This window comes from Haloarcula sp. CBA1115, assembly GCF_000827835.1.
GTDB lineage: Archaea > Halobacteriota > Halobacteria > Halobacteriales > Haloarculaceae > Haloarcula > Haloarcula hispanica.
Genome location: NZ_CP010529.1, coordinates 359,413 through 375,806 on the forward strand (window position 1 = coordinate 359,413; position 16,394 = coordinate 375,806).

At 56.1% G+C, this 16,394-nt stretch carries 13 protein-coding genes and 8 pseudogenes; 13 read left to right on the forward strand and 8 right to left on the reverse strand.

Annotation, left to right across the window (positions count from 1 at the left end; translation table 11 throughout):
* Window positions 1-417: 417 nt before the first annotated feature.
* From SG26_RS01605 to SG26_RS01615, 3 genes are all read left to right on the forward strand, one after another.
* Window positions 418-723, forward strand: a complete 306-nt coding sequence (locus tag SG26_RS01605) for a hypothetical protein (protein ID WP_050036681.1) — start codon at window positions 418-420, stop codon at window positions 721-723.
* On the forward strand, window positions 723-935 hold the full coding sequence (locus SG26_RS01610; RefSeq protein WP_050036682.1) for a hypothetical protein: 213 nt from the start codon (window positions 723-725) through the stop codon (window positions 933-935). Before SG26_RS01605 ends, SG26_RS01610 begins: the two co-directional genes overlap by 1 nt.
* A 272-nt stretch (window positions 936-1,207) precedes the next feature.
* A complete protein-coding gene (locus SG26_RS01615; RefSeq protein ID WP_050036683.1) occupies window positions 1,208-2,080 on the forward strand; it encodes a hypothetical protein in 873 nt (290 codons plus the stop codon).
* Between the two features lie 324 nt (window positions 2,081-2,404).
* On the opposite strand, the gene SG26_RS01620 is transcribed toward SG26_RS01615, so the two are convergent.
* Window positions 2,405-2,650, reverse strand: a complete 246-nt coding sequence (locus tag SG26_RS01620; protein ID WP_050036684.1) for a hypothetical protein — start codon at window positions 2,648-2,650, stop codon at window positions 2,405-2,407.
* An 85-nt stretch (window positions 2,651-2,735) separates the two neighbouring features.
* On the opposite strand from SG26_RS01620, the gene SG26_RS01625 reads away from it, so the two are divergent.
* From SG26_RS01625 to SG26_RS20650, 10 genes and pseudogenes are all read left to right on the forward strand, one after another.
* Complete coding sequence (locus tag SG26_RS01625; protein WP_050036685.1) at window positions 2,736-2,996, forward strand: hypothetical protein; 261 nt, start codon at window positions 2,736-2,738, stop codon at window positions 2,994-2,996.
* Window positions 2,997-3,487: 491 nt separating this feature from the next.
* On the forward strand, window positions 3,488-3,853 hold the full coding sequence (locus tag SG26_RS20640) for a VOC family protein (RefSeq protein ID WP_023842880.1): 366 nt from the start codon (window positions 3,488-3,490) through the stop codon (window positions 3,851-3,853).
* A gap of 1 nt (window position 3,854) precedes the next feature.
* Window positions 3,855-4,126: pseudogene (locus SG26_RS21840) on the forward strand (transcriptional regulator); the annotation flags it as partial.
* Window positions 4,114-4,248: pseudogene (locus tag SG26_RS22260) on the forward strand (hypothetical protein); the annotation flags it as partial. The pseudogenes SG26_RS21840 and SG26_RS22260, both read left to right, overlap by 13 nt.
* 105 nt (window positions 4,249-4,353) lie before the next feature.
* The gene (locus tag SG26_RS01640; protein ID WP_225308227.1) at window positions 4,354-4,551 is read left to right on the forward strand and encodes a hypothetical protein; all 198 of its coding nucleotides are present in this window, start codon (window positions 4,354-4,356) and stop codon (window positions 4,549-4,551) included.
* A gap of 278 nt (window positions 4,552-4,829) precedes the next feature.
* Window positions 4,830-5,138, forward strand: coding sequence for a divalent-cation tolerance protein CutA (cutA, locus tag SG26_RS01645; RefSeq protein ID WP_050036688.1), 309 nt, complete (start codon window positions 4,830-4,832; stop codon window positions 5,136-5,138).
* 48 nt (window positions 5,139-5,186) lie between these two features.
* Window positions 5,187-7,775: a PD-(D/E)XK nuclease family protein gene (locus tag SG26_RS01650; RefSeq protein WP_050036689.1), complete on the forward strand. Its 2,589-nt coding sequence runs from the start codon at window positions 5,187-5,189 to the stop codon at window positions 7,773-7,775.
* Complete coding sequence (locus SG26_RS01655) at window positions 7,772-10,636, forward strand: UvrD-helicase domain-containing protein (RefSeq protein WP_050036690.1); 2,865 nt, start codon at window positions 7,772-7,774, stop codon at window positions 10,634-10,636. Before SG26_RS01650 ends, SG26_RS01655 begins: the two co-directional genes overlap by 4 nt.
* 27 nt (window positions 10,637-10,663) lie before the next feature.
* A pseudogene (locus tag SG26_RS01660) lies at window positions 10,664-11,077 on the forward strand (MFS transporter); the annotation flags it as partial.
* 127 nt (window positions 11,078-11,204) lie between these two features.
* Window positions 11,205-11,837, forward strand: a pseudogene (locus tag SG26_RS20650) (IS6 family transposase).
* 217 nt (window positions 11,838-12,054) lie between these two features.
* Here SG26_RS20650 and SG26_RS01670 read toward each other — a convergent pair.
* The 7 genes and pseudogenes from SG26_RS01670 to SG26_RS01695 all read right to left on the reverse strand — a co-directional run bounded on the left by SG26_RS01670 (window position 12,055) and on the right by SG26_RS01695 (window position 16,342).
* Window positions 12,055-12,573 (reverse strand): hypothetical protein, encoded by a 519-nt coding sequence (locus SG26_RS01670; RefSeq protein WP_014030580.1) that lies wholly within the window; start codon window positions 12,571-12,573, stop codon window positions 12,055-12,057.
* Window positions 12,573-13,564, reverse strand: a pseudogene (locus tag SG26_RS01675) (ParA family protein). The gene SG26_RS01670 and the pseudogene SG26_RS01675 overlap by 1 nt, the downstream one beginning before the upstream one ends.
* A gap of 679 nt (window positions 13,565-14,243) precedes the next feature.
* Window positions 14,244-14,561: pseudogene (locus tag SG26_RS01680) on the reverse strand (hypothetical protein); the annotation flags it as partial.
* 32 nt (window positions 14,562-14,593) lie between these two features.
* A pseudogene (locus SG26_RS22180) lies at window positions 14,594-15,095 on the reverse strand (twitching motility protein PilT).
* Window positions 15,092-15,229 (reverse strand): annotated as a pseudogene (locus SG26_RS22110) (UPF0175 family protein); the annotation flags it as partial. The pseudogenes SG26_RS22110 and SG26_RS22180, both read right to left, overlap by 4 nt.
* 283 nt (window positions 15,230-15,512) lie before the next feature.
* Window positions 15,513-16,019, reverse strand: coding sequence for a twitching motility protein PilT (locus SG26_RS01690; RefSeq protein WP_014030575.1), 507 nt, complete (start codon window positions 16,017-16,019; stop codon window positions 15,513-15,515).
* Complete coding sequence (locus SG26_RS01695; RefSeq protein ID WP_014030574.1) at window positions 16,016-16,342, reverse strand: UPF0175 family protein; 327 nt, start codon at window positions 16,340-16,342, stop codon at window positions 16,016-16,018. Before SG26_RS01695 ends, SG26_RS01690 begins: the two co-directional genes overlap by 4 nt.
* Window positions 16,343-16,394 lie beyond the last annotated feature (52 nt).

Here is a 16,394-nt window from a genome sequence, read left to right on the forward strand (position 1 = left end):
GCAAGTGATGACCGCCTGGTACCCTACCAAATCGTACGTAGAGCCTGTCAATAACTGTTGCTGTCAGGGAACTCAATTCAGCTTTCTGTATAGGACAGCCACTCGCCGAACCCGGCGAGGGACTGTATCGTGTGCCTCTGACAATTGTCCAGGACAAAGTGAAAAACTTTGTTCTGGTACTACAGGTGTTGTTAGTCAGTGCAATTGTATTTTTCGGCTTACGTTTCGGATGAACTCCACTGTTCGGTACCACGAAAAGTGGGTTTCGGGCCCGCGGGAGAGAGATAAGAGGGTTCGGGGGTGGATGGAGCGCTTTGATCTCCGGGGTCGGAACCTAACCAACCGGTTCGTAGTTGGTTCTAGAAAAGCTTGCTTATCCAGACCTACACCCGTCGGGCCACGAAGGGGTGCGTCGGCATGACCATCCCAACCGTCGGCGACGTCGTCGTCCTAACCGAACTCGATAGTGAGCCACACCTGCTCGTCACCGCCGTCGATGAGGCCGACAACGAAGCCACCGGCGTCCTGCTGGCTGACTTGGCCGCGGAAACTATTGGACGTCTCAACGCCACGGCCGGCAACCGCCAGCGCCGGCAAAAGTTGACGACGGCCATCCGCCGAGCCGAGGACTGCATGACGCTCTGTGTCCCCGTCGACGAACTTCGTCAGCATAACAGGCCGACTACACAGGGCAGTGAGCCAGCCACAGGAAGGGGTCGGTGATGGTCACTGCCGACGCCCGCGGACCTAACAGGAGCGACACAGCGTCATCAGACACAACCCAGTGGCGACTCCGCTACCACGTCGGTGAGATTCAACACTACACCGAATGGACGGCCGACTTCCCTACCATCGAGAACTACTACGACCAGTACCATCACGGGGACCACGCCCACGATGTCGCCATTGAGCGACGGGCGGTGGTCGAAACGTGACCCACCATAGCACCCACTCCGGTACCAGCCACGACTGTACCACTGCCACCAGCGGAGCGCGACCGGTGAACCCAGTGCCACGCCGGTCCGGGCGACGGCAGCACATACATATCGCTAGTCGCCGGCGCGGTGCCACGACACAAATCCACTAGACAGAGCGGGGTTGCCACGAGCCAACCGCCGCGTCTAGAGAGCGCCAGCTACGTCACCGACAGCCCGTGCTGTGGTCAGCACTGCTCGGTTCGATTCCGAGCACGGGTCCTGTGGTCACAATGCCACGACAAACAAACCCCAACGACGACGACACAGCCACCGACCAAGCCCTCGCCGACCACCTCGACATGGACCTCGGACAGGCTGAGATGGATACCGACACACTCCAGGCGCTCGTCAGCGACCTCGACGGCGACGTGTCACCCCTCGTTTCGAGTGTTCTTGAGACGCTGGTCGCGACTATCGATGACCTCCACGAACGCGTCGACGACTTGGAGGCCGACCTCGAACAGACCCACGAGGTTGCCACCACAGCCGTCGGTGACGCCGCCACGAACGACCAGCGCCTCGACGACCTCGAAGCACAACAAGAGACCACCCGTGACGTCGCCAAGAGTGCTATCGCCAAAGCCCAGCAACTCGAAGCCGACACCGACCAGCAGGAAGACGCCGAGCAGTTGCCCGAGGGCATCGAACCCAGTAGCTCCCCGCTGGATTTCTTCGCGAACTGCCGCCAGTCGAAAGTCAAGGCGATGTTCGTCGAACGGTCGAACCGCCAGAACACCTATCGCGCCATCAGCATCGCCAAGCGCTGGCCGGAATTTGCCACGACACGAACCGACGGCAGCGGCGTCTTCATGACGAAAACCGACCTGCAGACCGCCCTGACCGCGGAACTCGGGAAGGAGCCCCATCGCCAGACGATCAAGCGCGTCTGGGAGACACTGGTTGACATCGGCGGCGACGACGTCGTCGAGAAAACCCGGCAGGTCGGCCGGGACCAGACCCAGACTGAGATCCTCGCGATGGATATGGCAACCGCCGAAGGGTTACTCGAAAAACGCTACATCGGTCTCGATCTGTTGGAGAACAGCGACCACAAGGCCGTGACAGGTGGCGTCACACCCGTTGTGGTGGAATCATCGCCCTAACCCTGTGACACACACCGGATAGGACACGAACCGACACTGAACCAACGCTGCTGGACGCGGTGGCACGTGCCCTGCCGCCGTCGACGCCGCTGTTTGCTAGCTGCAGCAACCGGGAGCGACCCTATTCGTACAGGAGTGTAGTGAGTAATCGTAACACGAACGGAGCGACGACAGCGATTCCAGTGGTCACAACGGGTGTGACAGGTCGATCTTGGTACTGGTCTGGGTCGCCTGCCTGTTCGGATATGGCTGATAGGCCTTCTCTGGACCGCCTCTCACTCGGCGGAGGCTCACAAAATACGGGCGAGTTCCCTTGCTGTCAGACTAGGATTGCTCTAGCGGTTCGACCCACTCGGGAGCGCAATCGTGTGTGCCGCCGTAGATCGAGTGCTCGGGGTACTGGTCGTCGTCAGCCTCGACAGCGACGATCACGTTGCCGCCGGAACACGAAATCTCTGTAACGGTTCCGACGACTGCATCTAGTGGGCCGTCTCCGTCGGTCCAGTCGGCTCGAACGTGGTCGCCGCGGTCGAAGTCATACTCCTCGAAGGAAGGCGCTGTGGTACTCATGCTCTCCTCTGGCTCCGAGGGAGACACAAAATGGCTCGGATGCCAGCCAGAGTGCTGATACTGCTTGCCGCGATAAGAAGAGGTGATGACTGAGTTGCAGGTCCGGAAACCCAATGGCTGGACAACCGTCACGTTTCCCGACGAAGTTGCGACGATCTCGGTTGTCGGTGGGAAGGTCGACGGCCAGCTGTGCCTGACCCTCACCGCCGAACGGGAGGACAGTCCCCGTCTCGTCGAAACCGGTATTCTCGACGTCGACGAAAATGACGAGAACGTGCTAGAGAATGCAGTGCCCTGGACCGAGGACGGGACGAGTGTCGTTTTGGATCGGCTACTGCCGAGTTAGCCGTCGTTGTGAATCCGGACACCTCGGTAATAGGTCCCCGGGCGTTATCGAAAATACCGTACCCGCAATCCAGACAGAATATGACCGACGATTGCCGCTGCTATTAGCAGTACTGCATCTGATTTGGAACCGGTCGTCTGTGGTAATGCCATCACAGCCGCCGAGAGCAGGTAGAGCAGGTATCCAGTCATCCACATTAATGTATTTCTTGAAACCATCTGGTTACATATGTAGAGTGGTGGGGAATTTGATTACGGTATCTTGTTACCTGAGGGGAATACCTTCACCCTTATCTATACTCTATTCCTGCGTCAGTCAGTCATTCATTCAGCGGATTATTCGGATTGTCAATGATACTACACAATCGGTCCACCTTCACCTCATTAAGATACAGGGTTATCGGTCTCCCCAGAGGATTTCCCGGTGATAGTCGTGGTAGTACTTTCCGTATCCAATAGGTGTTTTTACCCTCCGGAATATAACCAAAATGCATGCCAAGCGTGCAATTTATTACCTTTGCTTGTGATGAAGTGGAACAACTGGCAGAGTTCTGGTCAGTCGCTCTCGGAGGTACACGACGTGAGCTGCCAGAATCGCTTGAACCTGAAATCGTTGACCTGCCTGGAGATGGTCCGGATTTGCTGTTCAAAGAACAACCGAAAGGAACGGAGCGAGATCTCCCCATTCATCTTGATGTCTCAACCGAGAATCGAAGGGAGACAGTCGAACAACTCTGTAACATAGGTGGGTCTGTCCGCGAAACCAAGACCGAAGAATACGAAACGCACACCGCCACTTGGACAGTGATGTCAGATCCCGAGGGTAACGGATTCTGCGTCAGCGAGTACCAACAATAGCTACTACAGCGCTCTCAGCTACCACAGGCTGACCGAACAGGTCTCCCGGACGGGGTACGTCGTCACACGACCCGGACACAAAGCCGGGTGATTCACAGCGCCTTGTTTCGCATCACGACGGTCATAGAGCAGAAATTCTTCGGCTTTGAGCCGACATCTATCGAGGGGACGACCGTTCGGGTCAGCGATTTAGAGAACCACTGGTCGACTGTGCGGACCACTCCCAGGTTCTACGGTGTCCGTCGAGAACTCGCAACTGCGATGCGAACCAGTTGCGCGAAATTCCCGAAAATCGACGTGATGCGTTCCACCGAGATGCTCTCGAAGCCGATGTGATTCCGCTCGTGGCGGCGTTCGCTGTACAAAGTCACGGTGACGCACGGAAGGCGATCGACCCTCGTCGCCGGTTTTCGATCCTTCCGGCCGGACTGTGTTCGATTGTAGCTGACCCTGTCGGCGTAGAGGAAAGAGTTTGAGAGGGGTCCCGTCGTATGGAATGCATGGACAAAGACCAACTGCCGGAACTCGCGCTGTACTATATTGCGTTATTACTTCTGGTGTTTTTCATCCTTGAAGTGCTTCAAGCGGCTGTGGGTGAGATTTCATTCTGGATTGAAATGGTGATTATCCTCGGCATTGTCTTTGCGTATCGATATATCGCGGTCTGGCTCGGTATCGCCCCCAGCAGTGAAGAGTAGTGGGATCGACCAGCGAGCCATGCCAATCCTGACACGGTGAGAACCTTACCGTTCTTACGGAACACCGATGTTTCGGTGCTATCACATCTACGATTCTGTGGACGGTACACCGTCCTAATTCAGAAGCGTCTGTGGGGATGCCGCATTGGCAAGACCGAGCGTAGTGGTTCAACTGCTGCGAGCGTCAGAGGGTATTTGCTGTCCGCGTGGCGACGCTTCCTCTGTCGCAAGTCGAGCAGCGGGAGTTCTGATATACGTGTATCCCAATGCAGTAACTGATGCCGACGATCTATATCACAGCTCCACAAGAGGCTGCAACGGAGATCGCGCAGACACTCGTTGAGGAACGACTTGCAGCGTGTGTGAACCGTGTGGCCTGTGACTCGATATATCGATGGGAGGGCGAAATCCATACCGATGCTGAGGAAATCCTTCTGGCGAAGACGACAGCCGACCGGTATCCCGATCTTCGCGACCGGGTTGTTGAGTTGCACCCCTACGAGGTCCCGTGTATCGAACGCTTTGACGAAACTGATATTTTTGCGCCCTTTTCGGACTGGCGAACCAGGAACGTGGACGCTGAATAACCGCTGAAATGGAGCCATCTTTTTGCCACTGGTTATACTCCTACCAGTGTGCCTATTCAGCGTGCAAGATCACTTGCGGATCTGTATACATCGGTCGCCGACTATGATCTCGTCTTGGTTCCTGAGGCCCCGCTTGCGAGCGCCCTCAACCGCCGGCTCGACCGGCCACAGTTCGGGACGTTTGCAACCACTCCACGCCGACTGGCCGCTGGGCGGCGCGAGCAGGCCGAAGACCGGACGGCGTTTCTGGAACTCGCCGACACTGTCGACGATTCCTGGAAAGCTCTGTCCTACGCTATCGGGAACGTCCTCCAGTGCTGGGAGCACCACGGACAGGCCGCGGGGATCCTGGAGTATCCAACCTACGACGATCCCGTTACGCGCACTGTGGTAGACAGGCTCGCCGCACGCCAGTCGACGTCACAACAGCTGACAGAGTTCACGGTTGACGCGGACCAGTCGGTTGCCGTCGTTGGGCTCCCGGAGTTCACTGAACTCGAACGATCGATCCTGCCAGCGGAGTATGACACGTATCCCCTGTTGACTGACGACACCTTCGACTATCCGGCGTTCAACATCTTCAGGTCCCCATCGGCGATTGTCGACGCGGTCGTGGATACCATCGACGAGGAGTCGGCTGATAATGTCGCAGTGGTGCTGGATAGTTCGAGCCAGTACTCTCCGCTGGTCGAATCTGCGCTTGAAGCGGCAGATATTCCCTACTATGGAGGACCGGGGTTCATCGATGACCTCGATGTGCGAGCAGTACTGCGGCTCTTGCGCGTCGCCTATCGTGGTTCCGAGACGACTGTCAGCGATATCGCCCCGATACTGTCACGACTTGGGACCGATGTTGATATTGAGCACAGTGAGAAACGGCTGGCAGCGACCGACCTGCCAGCAACCGCGTGGATTACGGAGGTGTGCGAGACGATCGGGGACCGAACCTTTGGCTCGCTCCTCACGGCCTACGAATCGAAAGCCGGCCGAACACTGGACCGTCTCCGGGACGAACTCGAGTCGCTCGGGCTCCACGACACTGTGGTCACCGAATCGCGGGTTAGTGATCTGGCCTTCTATCTGGATTTCTACGAGGTCCCAGTGGACAGAGAAAACGAGGGCGTGTTACTCGCAGATGCCAAATCTGCCGGCTACGTCGACCGACAGGCCGTGTTCTTTCTCGGGCTTGACGAGGGCTGGACCAATAGCGCTCCACAGCGCCCCTGGGTCGACACGGAGGCGCAGTTCGATCGGTATATCCGCCGCTTTCAGCGACTAATCCAGAGCGGCAGCGACCAGTACTATCTGGTCGAGGATACCGCTGGGGGCCAACCGGTGACGCCGTGTCTCTACTTCGAGGAACTCCTCGAAGAGCCCTTTGAGCGATTCAGCGACCTCGAATCTGTCAGGTATGAACGAACAGTCGATGGTGACCGTGATGGCTTTGCGAAAACGGCCGTCGAACCCCCGGTCGAGTCGGCACCCATCGAAACGATCAGCCAGACCAGTCTCAACAATTTCGTCAACAGCCCACGGGAGTATCTTTTCAGCCGGCTGGTCGATTCCCCCGACAAGGACTATTTCCGCGAGGGGAATCTGTTCCATGACTTCGCGGAGTTCTACGTCAACTATCCCGAGATCATCGACACAGACACGCTCTCGGAGGTGGTCGATGTCATGCTCGAGGAAGCCAAACCCTTCTACCCTGAGACGGACCGAATGTTACGCCGACGCCAGTATCGGATCGGGCTGGAAACCATCGTCGAATATCTGGATGCCAATCCACCGACGGCACCTGCCGATCTGCCCCCGGCCGGGGAGCCCGATGAGAACTTCTTCGCATCGTATTTCGACCGCCCCGTGGACTCGCCGCTTACCGAACGCCAGTTCACCAACCCGGACCTCGGTATCAACGGGAAAATCGACCTCGTGGAGGGACCCACAGCCCTGCTCGACTACAAGAGCGGGTCGAAGAAATCAGCCTACGATGTCTGTAAACAGGCTGCGATGGACCCGCCCAATGATACAATCAACTATCAGGCAATCGCCTACCTGGCACAGTTCCGTACACACCAGCCAAACGCGGAGCTATCCTTCTCGTTCTTCCACTTCCTCGAAACGCTCGACGATGCGATCACCGGCGACGCGGCTGTGGATGATACGCTGACAATAGTCTCCTACTACCCGCAGTCATTCGACGAGTTCGTCGGGACGCGCCCGGCGTACGAGGTCCTCTTGGATGGCTACAAGGACTGCGTGGCGACCTTCGAGGAGCTTGGCTTCGGGGGCTACAGCGATATCATGACAGACCTCACGTTCCCGGACACGACGGAGCGGTCGGCATTACGGGAGTCTGACTTCGCCGACCGATTTGCCAAGGCCGTGCATCAAGAAACCAGCGACGACGTCGATGCCGAGAAAGGGGCTGACCAGGCGATTCGAGCGCTCAACGGCGTCAGGAAGCGCAACTTCTTCAAAGATGATCTCGACCAGTTCGAGGAATTCGTCGCCGACCGACTGACCGAGATCAATCGCTACCGGGCGGGCGAGGAGCGATTCCCGATTGAGGGGCTGGGTGGCGAACCCAACTATCGCCGGATCGATCATCGCGATATGTTCCTGGAGGGCAGCCGATGAGTGACGACACACCGAACGAGGCCCAGCAACAGCTGATCGATGAGACCGAGGGGATCTACCATGTCGACGCCGGTGCTGGCACCGGCAAGACCTTCGCCATCACACGCCGGTATGCGAACATCGTCGACCAGCCCGACGTCGAGCCAGAAGACATCCTGCTGGTTACCTTCACCCGCAGTGCGGCCACCGAGATGCGTGAGCGCATCGTCGAGCACTGTTCGTACGGAATGCGTGAGCTGGCCGACGCACCGATCCAGACGTTCCACTCGTACTGTCACGACCTGCTCGACGAGCACGGCTATCGCGCCCCGACGCATCTGGGCATCGACGATCGAATCACTGGCGGTACCCAGATCCTTGAGGATAGCCAACTCGAGAATGAGCTGTTCCGTGAGTTCTTCGGGCAGTTCCGGGATCGCCATCCTGAGTACAACGACATCTTTCGGGCACTCTCAGAACCTACCGAGCCGCTCTCGCTCATTAACGAACTCGCTGCGAAGGGTATCTTCCCGACTGCAGATGGCTGGTATCGAGAGGGGAAACAACATCTGCTGGGGGACTACGAGCTGTTCAAGCAGTATTTCGATGCCCAAAATCAGGCCCGCAACGATGGGCGCAAGCAGTCCCCGCTCCGGGACGATCTCTCGCGGTTCGGGACGAACAAAACCTACCGCTCGGCGGCTCCTTCCAAATCGGAGCTTCGGGGTGGCCGGGGAACCAAGGAACTCGACGATAGCGTCGCTCGCGAGGTCTTTGAAGAGGATCGGAATGAGCTACTGGCATTCGTTCACGACTGTTACTTCGAGTATCTGGAGTTCGCCCTGGAACGGAACTACCTGAACTTCGGGTTCCTCCAGCTGTTTGCTTTCGTGGCACTGTGCGAGGAGCCAGCGCTGCGTGACCGCGTCGGGTTCGAGTACGTGATGGTCGATGAGTTCCAGGACTCCAGTGAGATTCAGTTCAAGCTGGCGCTGCTGCTCGCTGAGACGGACAATCTCTGTGTCGTGGGCGACTGGAAACAGAGCATCTACTCGTTCCAGTACGCCGCCGTCGAGAACATCGCGGAGTTCGATTCCCGGCTGAAGCGATTCCGGAGCGAGTTGAACGCTGATTCCGAGCAGGTCGAATTCGGGACGGATGGGATAACATACATCGAACTAACGGAGAACTACCGATCGACACAGACACTGCTTGACTTCTCGACAAATGCATTGACCACGCCAGCGACCAGCTCGGAAACAATCGATGAGCCCGTCGACATCGACTCGCTGTCCTCGAATGCCACCTTCGACGAGACCAGCATCGAGGCCGTTCAGCATGAGGATGAACACGAGGCGGTACTGACCAGGATCCAGTCAATCGTCGATAGCGACGACTACCGGATTGAAGACGAGAACGGCGACCCCACAACCCCGAGCCACGGCGATATTGCGGTCCTGACCAGAACACGCGATTACGGACGAGAACTACTGACTGCAGCCGAGGAGCACGGGCTCCCGATGGCCTACGACGGGGAAGTCGAACTGTACCGCAGTGACCCCGCGAAGCTACTGCTGGCGTGGCTGCGGATCGTCGAATCCGATAGCGACCGTGGCTGGGCCGTTGTTCTAGAGCGGGCGGGCTACACGCTTGACGAGATCGATGCGCAACTGGAGCGAGAAGACTACCCGCCAGCGATGACCGAATTCCGGGACACTCTGCGGGAGCTTGAGGCAGTAAGTTCGCTGGCCCGGCGCGTCTTCGATCGTTACGGGCTGACTGGCGATTATGCACGGGAACTGCTGGCGCATATCCAGTCCGTCCACGACGCCACAACGCTCACTCGCGGGGACCTGATCCAGTTTATCGAACGCGCGATTGACAAGGGGAGTACCCACGCGATCAACACCACTACTGATACGGATTCGGTGACGGTCCAGACGATCCACGGCGCCAAGGGCCTGGAGTATCCGATCGTCATCCTGGCCAATATGAACGACGGGCGGTTCCCGCCGCGTGGTCGGACCAGTGGTGTGCTGCAGTACGACGAGGCGACGGGGCTCCGACAGCGCAAAACCTTCGCTGACGAAGGCCGGTATCCACACGTCTACGATAACTGGCGCTACGATGTCTTGCGGCAGTGCCTCCCCGATAACTACGACGAAGAACGCCGGCTCCTGTATGTGGCCATCACCCGAGCCGAGAGCCACGTCGTTTTTGCCAGTGGGGCCGATCCAAATACGTTCCTCTCTGAGCTGCCAGTCGAACTTACCGAGGGGGCGACAGAAATTGAAGCGAGCCAGCCCGACGAGTCAGTCCAGGCACAGCTGCCGTTCAGCATTGCAACACCCGATGGGCCGGTTGGCTACAGTCCACATTCACTGATGGATGACTCCGTGTTTACTGAATCGGAGGCCAATGCCGGTGAGGCCGACGCGGATAAAGAAAGTGGGGTGGACTTTGGTTCGCAGGTGCACGACTTCGCCGAGGCCTATGTGCTGGGTGAGGCGGTCTCACCATCGAACCCGCATGAGGAGCGCATCAAATCGCTGCTAGATGGGCTGGATGGAGAGTTGTACGCCGAAGAGGATGCCATCCTGCCACTCGAGATCGATGACCAGCGTGTCTCGATTACGGGTATCGTGGACCTGGTCCACATCACGCCCGATCGAGTCGAGATAATCGACTACAAGACTGACCGAAGCCGACGGGCACAGGACGAGTATCGCAAGCAACTGAGCGTGTATTATCACGTACTCGCCAGTGAGTATCCGGAGCGAGCGGTAACCACAAGCCTATTTTATTCTGCTATTGGGGAGCTGGTGTCAGTTGAACCGCTATCGAAGGGGACTCTTCGTAAGCTTGTGCTGGACCATCAGTAGATAAGAATAGGGTTCACACAGAGTTTGGGGAAGTCCTACGGCACGGTACTCGTCTCCCAGGGGCTTGGTGCAGTATGCTGGATCGTGGCGGTGTTTGCGCCAACGACTGCACTGACTATCACGCTGTTCGGTCTCGCGTGGATTCCTGTTGGCGTATCGGGCGTGCTCACCGCAACGCTGAACCAGCGCGTGTTCCCGACTGACCTACTTGGACGCGTCTCTGCGACGAAGGGAACCGCCTCGGGAGCGACGCTCCCGCTTGGCTCACTCGTTGGTGGAGGAGTTGCTGAAGCGTTGGGGACCACGACGACGATGGCGCTGGCCGCGAGCGGCTTCGGCTTTACTGCCGTCTACGTCCTCCTACGGCCACGGATCCGTCGGCTCCCCGCCGTCGAAACGGCAACTCCCGACGACTTTGATCTGGAGACCGAGACGCACTAATCGGCCGATTAGTGGGGCCTCCCACGCCCGTTCCGGCCAGAGGAACGCCCATCCCAGGTACAATCGTGAAAGCAGTCGCCATACCCCGTGTGGACACCATATTCCGCTCCATGAGGAGCGTTCGGCGATGGAATCGGGTATACAATCCCACGTTGCGGGACTTTCGTTGTCGAATACCATCGAAGTACTCGAAGATCCGGGTGTCCAACGCGGTCGCAAAGCCGTCCACAATTGGGTTCAGAAAGCCGATCTACAGCCAGAATCTGGGAAATCTCTGAATTAGATTGCGCTCGACGAAACAGTGATTCGCATCACCGATCAGCAATTCTATAGTAACAATTGAAACGATTTACATACTGATCGCACTGCCGTCGTGCGATCAGGTGCGCATTGACTTTCAATGGCTACTATAGCTGTACGCCGCTGCCGATCCGCAGTCGAACGTACTGCTTCACGTTCGGCTGTTTGCGACGACTACGACCACCCTCACAGAAATTTTCCTGCGCGAACTTCGTCAAAAGCACGATGTCGAAACTACTGTCTTTCTCGTCGATGGCGCTCAACACCTCCAAACTGCACTGCAACGAGCTGGCCTCCGATTTCAGATACGTCCCCACGGAAATTGGAACGCTGTCGAACGGATTTTCGAGAGTTGAAGCGTCGAACCTCGTCGTTTTCGAACTGCTTCAGTCACGCCGACCCGGAAACCGCCGAAAGCTGGTTGCAAACTTCCGCTCGATGGCTCAATGCCACTAACTAAACACTACCCAATTGAGAGACAGCAACTTTACTTATCCTGTGAATTGGATGGGGGGACTCTGATTCTGTGACTGAGCCGCTCTGATGTTGACATGTCGGACGACAGCAGACAGTAGCTTCGTCTATCACAATCCCTGAGATTACACCCAGAATATTGCGTGACCAGCTTTCGAGAGTGAGACACACCCTGTTTCGAGTGTAATTTGGGGCTGTTACGATTAATCGAGTTCTCCGTATCCATCTCCTCTCATGAGTTCTGCAACGTCCTCTACGTTGTCGAACGCCGCGAGAAGCGCATACTCACGGGCGTCCGTCTTCGCGATGTCGTCTGCCCCGAGTTCCGAAGCGAGCTGGCTCCGAAACTCCGCTTCTTGTGAGACGACTTCATCGCGAGCGAAGAGCTCGAGGCGATTGTCTCGTTCATCCCCGACGTTGCTCCGACGCACGAAGTACGGATACTTGTGGCCACTCGTTTGGTGTGATCCAGTATCGCTGGCTGTCGAGTTGCTCGTCGTACTCTCTTCGCTGGTACTATCCGCTTTCTTCGCTTCTGGGGAGTCCCGGCTGTCAGCTGCTTTCTCAGAGACGACCTCTTTGGATTCCAGATCATCCGCCTCCTCGTCTGCGGTGTCATCGATCTCCTCACCGGCTTCCTCTGTCTCGTCGTCTCCTTCTTCCTCATCGTTATCTCCGAAATTGAGGTTACCCGATCCCGATTTGAATGAATCGCCCCCCATTAGTCAGCCACCTCCGGTTCAGCGGGAAGGTCGAACTCTACGGTCTCGGTTCCATAATCGTCAATATCTAAGACGAGTTCATGATCAATGTCGACGTCGAACGTCTCAGTCGCAATGAAACCCGCCAGTTGCCAAAGTTTATCAAGCGTCTGGAGTTCACGGTCGGGAACTCTACGCTCCCCTTTCTTCGAGACCATCTCGCCGTCTTCCTCGTAGGTCTTCCACCGCTCCTCTACTACTTTGAATGCAGAGCCACGGGCTTCCCACATGGCGTCCATCAAACTTTCTCGTGACCCAATGGAGACTGGCGTTGCGAAGGCGTCTGTATTTTCGAACTGATCGCGATACTGCTTGTGGGCGTTCGTCTGGCCGACTCCGGATGGAACCACGCACGAAAGCCCGATTTCGATGTCCAACGCAGTCTCCATGTTTCCGACCATCTCCTCAAGGCCATCAAGGCTGAGACTCCCCTTTCCAGCTGGCTTGACGGGCGCCACCAGTGTTCGAAGCGCGTAGATAGCATTGTAGAGGAGGTCTTCAGCGCGTGCGTTGGGGTCGATGAGGACCGCGTCGTACTTTTCGTTTAATTGCTCCTGCTCCCAGAGAAGATTGTATAGTAACTCAAAGCGGGGGTATTCATCGCGAGAAATCCCCTTCATTCCAGTTTCGTAGGAAATCTTCTGCTCAAGATTTGAGGTGAAATCCCCAAGCATGTCGTGGCTCGGAATGACGTCGACGCCCTCCTCAGCGGTCTCGATGAGGTCATCAAAGTCTCCATCAGGCATTTCGAGAATGTGTTTTACGAGATTGTCTGCGTCCGGGTTGCCACGGTTTTCTCCGACGTCGAAGAGTGAGGTAAGATTCCCAGTCTGCGGGTCCAAGTCAATCACGAGAACATCAAGTCCCATCCGCTTGAATGCGACCGCGAGATTCGCTGTCATAGTCGTTTTGTACGTCCCCCGGATTCAGCGTAGACGACGGTCGTTATCATACACTTCCTCATTTGGATCCCTGTTACATATATCTGTGTCAGACATGTGGGCCAATTGTCTGTACCACTAATCTACACCATTTATCTGTACCTCCCTTCTGTAATGGTTGTCTGTACTATGATAGAGACTGAGTTGGATCGGATCTGGAATCGCCGTCTGTAATTGTAGCACGTAGCACCTACCTGTGACACATATCTGTACTAATCATATGCAACAGGGACCCGATACAGACATCAATCTGTAGTTGTTTTAGATCGCAACGTCCATGACTTTCAGAACAGATATCTGTTACAGACTGGTGCTACAGTCATCTGTCTGGAAATAATAGGCTGTGCACCGACAAGATAGCGCGGAGTGATTCACACTTCAGAACCTGTTCCAGATTTCCATTACAGAAGACTGTAACAGACGACACACCTTTGAAAATCCAGAGGTTATGACCTGCGCTGTCTCATAAACACCCAAACGCTATATAGTCTTACAGACTTGGAAGTTGAGACTACAGGGGGTTTAGCGGGACTGTAATGCGTGATTTCGGAAGGTTTAGTGAAGAGGAACAGACTCAGATCGCTCTCCAAACGTCCAAGCTTGTCGAACTTCCAATCATATCCGCGGATGTCGGAGACTTCCGACAGCGTTGCCACTCAGACGGCCCTCTATCACGGGTGGAGAACCTCACTATCCGATTCCTGTCTCCTTTTTCAGCAGCGTCAGCGTATTATCTGCCGTCACCATCGGAGAGTGCTCGTACTCACCGGTCAATTCGACCTGCACGAGTAGATCTACTGCACGCCAAATCGAGTACAGCAGACACGCGAATGCGAAGTAGAAGAACCGCAACCCGAAATTGGTTTGCATCCGCTTCGGCACGACGTACGAGAGCCCGCACTGGCTGATCATCTCCAGAACGTGCTGGCTATCGAACTCCCGGTCCATCAGCACGTTATCGACGTGAACGAGGTTCTCGGCTGAGTTGAGCAGGTCTTCGACGATTTCTAATCAGGCGTTTTGAACTCCGAACAAGCCCATCATCGATACTCCGAGGTCGTTCGATACGGGACGTAGTAGCCGATCTCATCGATCCACTTCGACAGCCACTCGTCAGCAGTGGCTTCATCGATCCTCCCAGCATCGATTGCAGCCAACAGAGCCAACCGACCCCACAACGGTCACGCCCTGGGCTTTCGCAAACGACCGGGCATCTCCGTCGTCTGTCAGCAGTCAACCGTCGTGTGCGTCGGCGAGAGCGAACGCCTGTGCTCCCCAGGATCGAGATGCCCCCAACAACGGCTTCTCTGTTTGCGACAGTATCCGAAATCGCCGCAACTGGGATTTCGTCATCAAGCGTATCGAGTGCTTCCTGAAGATATGGGTGTTAGCAACGCCGTGTTCAAGCTCCTCACGAACGACTGGTACCGTACAGATTCCAGAAAGGTCAGCAACTATCCACAGCTGATCGATGTACGCAAAATTCGAGAGGACAGTCGTGTTCAAGACGCTCGGGTTCGCTGGGAGATCGTTACCTGTCATTTAGCACGGGGCTCCTCATCAGACGAGTCCTCATCATCAAATTCGAGTTCGCGTGCTGCCTCTACCTCGTAGGCTGCGTCGTCTTCGTTAACGAGCCCGAGGCGAAGTTCAACACCGTGCTCACGGAGGATGTTGCATCGGTTGTTTTTGCGACGCCGTCCTTTTGATTCGAAATGGCAATCCGTGTCGGCGGTAGATCATCTGGAAAATTGGTACTATCTGGATTATCTAGATTATCTGTGTCATGTGGCATATCTTTACTCACCAGATTATCCAGATAATCTGGATGTTCTAACTTAATTCTTCGTCAGACACATCGCAGACATCGAGTCGATATGAGTATCGAAATATGAGAGATGTCGATAGCGACTACCCCTCAGCTGCCCCCAAGATCAGGGCTTCACGCCGATACTGGCGCTAGTCGTCAAGGAACGCATCGAAATCCCGAGCAGGTGAGTGGAACCCAGCCTCATCAATCCAGCGTTTAAGATGCGTGTCTGCAGTCGTTGCTGTAATTCGATCATCCTCAACAGAACGGGCAAGCAGCCCAATCGAACCAGTTAGTTCGATGCCCCGTTGATTCGCAGTCGCACATGCATCACCATCATCAGTGACGATCGTTCCATCAGTGTCGTCTGCAACTGCCAGTGCTTGAGCCTCACCCGGATCAAGCATTTCCAAGAGGGACTGCTCGATTTGGTGCGCCTCCGCTGATGCCTCAATGACGGGAATTTCTTCTTCAAGCGCAGTTACTGCACGTTCGAGATAGCGATGGGTTTCAACACCTTCAGTGAGTTCCATCTGGACAGCAGGAACCGTGACGAGTCGTAGCAGGTCCGCTATGAGTTCGATATGATCCACCTGCGCGAAGTTCGAGAGAACAGTTGTATTGAGAACCGTCGCATTAGCAGGCACACCTGTCATTCGAGATTCCGAGCCACGTCTATTTCATCGCGTGCGGCATCCATATCCTCCGGTCCAAATCGAAGTTCAACACCCTCCTCACGCAGGATGTCTCGCATCTCGAAGCGGTTAAACCCAGCAAGCCGAGCAGCAGTCCCAAGCGTAATTCGTTCCTCTTCATACAATGAGACAGCAGCCGCAACCCGTGCATTCTCGTGTTCTTCGAAGTATTCACGGAGTACATGGCGGATCGCGTCGCTCTTATTTTCGAAGATGCCCGCTTTGACCGCCCCCTCCATGAGGTCCGTTAGATCATCCGGAATGGTGGCAGTGGTTCGAGACATGGCTTACTAGATCCTAACTCTGCATACATTATATGAATTGCGACGAAGTTCC